This is a genomic window from Endozoicomonas atrinae (assembly GCF_001647025.1).
Classification (GTDB): Bacteria; Pseudomonadota; Gammaproteobacteria; order Pseudomonadales; family Endozoicomonadaceae; genus Endozoicomonas; species Endozoicomonas atrinae.
On the sequence record NZ_LUKQ02000448.1, the window covers coordinates 1 to 2517 of the forward strand.

Genomic DNA, 2517 nt, shown 5'->3' on the forward strand with positions numbered 1-2517 from the left:
GTCCCAGTCACCGCCCCAGCGCAGTTTGATACCCATGCCCTCGGCAATGCCAAGCACATACCCGGCAAAGTGGGCAGCTCGCTGGTAGTCGAACCAGTCCAGCGGAAAGGGCATCACGTCCACCGCCTTACTGGGCAGACTGTTGTGCTTGCTGTTCGGCCACTGCAATTCCGACTTACCACTTTCAAAGGCCAGCGTCTGGGCAACCTTGCCCCGATGGCCACAGATGATGGTGCAGTCGTAGTGCCGGATCACTTTGTTGAAGACACGCTGAAGCCGTTCATCGCAACTGGCCAGATGCCGTTTGGACGAAGCGGAAAAGCGGTACATGGTGTCCCTTTTTTTTAGTGGTGTAGCTTGGATGTGATTTGATAACCGGCATACCCTGAAAATTGCTTCACGGCAACTGCTCCTGCGTTGCTCTAGCTCCTGCATCCATGCAGTCGTGCATTTTCAGGATACCGTCCATCCCTGGACATAAAAAAACCCGCTGTTAAGCAGGTTCTTTGAGAAGGATTCAAGCTGGGAATGGTTGAGTGACCGGGTAATTTCCCAGCATGTATATTTACGGTATGTTTACTCTCACTTTATGTCAAGGGTGGAAGTATCTTCCTTGTGATGCCATACCTTCAAGATCACCACTTCGTTATCGTTGGCCAGATAACGCACCGTGTAGTGACCGACAATCAGATCACGCAAGCAGGGGTTCAGTTCCTGCCCCACCAGAACCCCCATCCTTGGCTGTTCACACAGGTGTCTGATTTTTCCAGTCAAAATAGAGGCCATGCGTTTGGCTGCTGCCGGATTCTTTTCAGCAATAAACGCCCGTAGTCGTTTCAGATCATCAACGGCACTTCTGGAGAACCTGAGTTTCATTCAGGTGCCTCCAGTTCATTGTCACTGCCCCAGCTATCCAGCCAAGCCATGACCGCATCACCGTCCACAGTATCGCCCCTGCGAACCTGATCAAGGGCTTCCAGTGTCTCGTCCCATTCCTGCATTTCACGGGCATGTTTCCTGATGTACTCACGAACCGCCTCGTTGATCAGAAAATTGCGACTGCGACTCATCACTTTGGCCAAACGGTTTAGTGGTTCTTCAATGTCCTGATTCAGGCGAACACTGGATACACTCATTGATCGTCCTCCGGTTATGAGTGTATTACATTGTAGTACACTATTGACTCACAATCGCCTGCAACATCTCCCCCTCCGGGGTTCCATACCACAGAGCTATCAGGCTGCTGGGTTTTAGCTGAGGACACCCCCTGAACGCTCTGGCTACCTTATCCAGCAACAGGGTTTCAATGTCGCTGGTATCGTCCGATTCGATCACTAATTTCTTAACCAGTTTCGGATTGCTCATTAGGGCGCGGATCGTGTCTTCTGGAGTCTGGTGAGTATCCGAAAGAAATTCATCAGGTAAATCACCCAAGCACCTTATTTGCCGATTCCACCGTTCAGCCTTTTGTGCAAAACGGGCTTGAAAAATAGCTTCTTCAATAGCCTTATCCACAACCTCCTTACTGCTGCTGATGATCCCTTGCAGTTGTTCCTCGTCGATGGGCAGGTAAGCGCGTTTCGGGTCACGATAACGGTTGACCACAGTGGCATCCACGGTCCTGATGTCCCTTTTGCTAAACCTGAAATCACCGTATGCCAATCTGTCATCCATGTTCATTCTCCATATTGAATCACGCCAGCCTGTTCCAGCAGGGCCTGTGCCTCATCTTCCGCCAGTCGGACCCACTCACAGCAGACCGTCCGGCACTTCTGCTGCCAGCGGTAGACGGTACTCTCGCCCTTGTCCTTGATGGTTACCCTACCCTTGTGATGCCGTAGCGCAGGGTGTTGCAGCTCGTGCATCAGCCAAAGACGCAACAGTACCGGATTACTGCGAAACGGTTTGGGCAGCCTCTCATCAGTGCGAAAGTGGTGCTGTAGCCGTTGAAAGGCCGTGACCCGCTTGCTGTGGTCGTCATCATAACGAATGGTCAGAATGTCGTGCAGCTCCGAGGTCATCCGTTGCCGCAGATAGCCCTGATAAACGCCATCCTCCCCCAGCCGTTCGTCACGGGTGCTTGCCACCGGGTTGGCCGATGTCCGGCGATACCCGGTATTGGTTTCTCTCTGCCAGCGTGCGTTGTTCATCATCAGTTCCGGTACGCCGAATATCCGGTGCAGTGCCTGTTCCAGTGTCCGGTACATGGTCAGCTCTCCCCCACATAGCCGACAAAGGTTTTGCGGTAGTTCTCCACATCCTTTCGGGTCTGCTTCACCAGATCGCTTTCCCGTCCGTAGAGTTTCCTGAACATTACCGGGGCCAGATGGACAGAGTCGTATTTACTGAACCGATGATGCAGAGGACACAGCGGCAGCGTGTCAAAGTGACTGGCTTTCCTGCCCAGCCCGGTACCACTGCGCTGGTGATGCACTTCCACCGGGGTTGTGGTCCGGTTATTGATCCGGCAGGCAATGCAGCTCAACTGGGCTACGTCCCGCAGGTAGTCTTTCTCTT

6 protein-coding genes are annotated in these 2517 nt (G+C 52.9%); all 6 read right to left on the reverse strand.

Annotation, left to right across the window (positions count from 1 at the left end; genetic code table 11):
* The coding region (locus tag AK963_RS27695) for a M15 family metallopeptidase domain-containing protein (RefSeq protein ID WP_066018543.1) at window positions 1-330 on the reverse strand (330 nt) is incomplete at its 3' end.
* Window positions 331-582: 252 nt separating this feature from the next.
* The gene (locus AK963_RS27700) at window positions 583-876 is read right to left on the reverse strand and encodes a type II toxin-antitoxin system RelE/ParE family toxin (RefSeq protein WP_066018544.1); all 294 of its coding nucleotides are present in this window, start codon (window positions 874-876) and stop codon (window positions 583-585) included.
* Window positions 873-1136, reverse strand: a complete 264-nt coding sequence (locus AK963_RS27705; RefSeq protein ID WP_066018545.1) for a CopG family ribbon-helix-helix protein — start codon at window positions 1134-1136, stop codon at window positions 873-875. The genes AK963_RS27700 and AK963_RS27705 overlap by 4 nt, the downstream gene beginning before the upstream one ends.
* A gap of 40 nt (window positions 1137-1176) precedes the next feature.
* On the reverse strand, window positions 1177-1674 hold the full coding sequence (locus tag AK963_RS27710) for a hypothetical protein (RefSeq protein ID WP_066018546.1): 498 nt from the start codon (window positions 1672-1674) through the stop codon (window positions 1177-1179).
* Window positions 1675-1676: 2 nt separating this feature from the next.
* Window positions 1677-2207, reverse strand: coding sequence for a hypothetical protein (locus AK963_RS27715; protein ID WP_066018547.1), 531 nt, complete (start codon window positions 2205-2207; stop codon window positions 1677-1679).
* Window positions 2208-2209: 2 nt separating this feature from the next.
* The coding region (locus tag AK963_RS27720; RefSeq protein ID WP_066018548.1) for a Ref family recombination enhancement nuclease at window positions 2210-2517 on the reverse strand (308 nt) is incomplete at its 5' end.